General features: G+C 34.0%; 1 protein-coding gene. It reads left to right on the top strand.

Annotation, left to right across the window (positions count from 1 at the left end):
* Positions 1 to 501: 501 nt before the first annotated feature.
* A partial coding sequence (locus WA352_RS21725) for a hypothetical protein (protein ID WP_336143914.1) occupies positions 502 to 779 on the top strand: 278 nt, incomplete at its 3' end.

The raw sequence follows: 779 nt of genomic DNA, 5'->3' as shown, positions 1-779 counted from the left end.
GCTTACCTTAATTGATTTAGCAATTGGAGTTGATTTAAAAGCAGGGAAGAATGTTGATGTTCTCAAAGTTTAGCAAAAGATTCTTGTCAAAAAATATTGGAACTTCTTCAAAAAAAAATGCAATCATTGAGGCGGCAAAGAAATCTGATATTAAAAGTTTTGAATTATCTTAAATAGTAGAGTATTCAAACCTAATCCATCGATTTCTTCAGGGGCAGCTGTTTATAAAGGTGCTTCTAATGATGATATTTATATAGCTTTTAAAGAAATAGTTGGAATTAGAACATTCCCGAGTACAGGTAGTCCGATGTAGCAAACGATTAAAGGGAAAAACTGATTAAGTGGTCAAACTGGTTATATTATTCGTGTACCACAGCAAGATGGAAGTACGGTGGTATTAAGGAATTTCTCTTTATCACAATATGTTTCAAAAGCGCGATTTACAATTGAGATTCAAAAACCTGCTGGGATAAATAAGCGTACTCTGGAGTTAAAGCTTTAATGAATCAAATAGATGCAATTATTTATAATCTAAAAAAGTATAATCTTACTATGGGCTTGGCTGATTTGTGGTTTGGCTGTAATTCTGATGCTGTTAAGGAGGATCATCCCAATATCTCGATTGAATATGACCCAGAAGCAGCATTCTTTAAAGCCTTATTAGTACTATTGGAAAGTGGTGACTGGTGTTTATTCTATACATTGAATAGTCAAGATCCGTCTTTAGATGGTGAGCATCTCACTGGTTCTCCACAAGAGCAAATTACCTTGCTGAAACA

Origin of the sequence: Acinetobacter sp. 102, from assembly GCF_037028485.1 — a bacterium.
Taxonomy (GTDB): Bacteria; Pseudomonadota; Gammaproteobacteria; order Pseudomonadales; family Moraxellaceae; genus Acinetobacter; species Acinetobacter higginsii.
The sequence above is the reverse complement of the archived record's forward strand: the minus strand, read 5'-3'. Positions and strand labels throughout refer to the sequence as shown.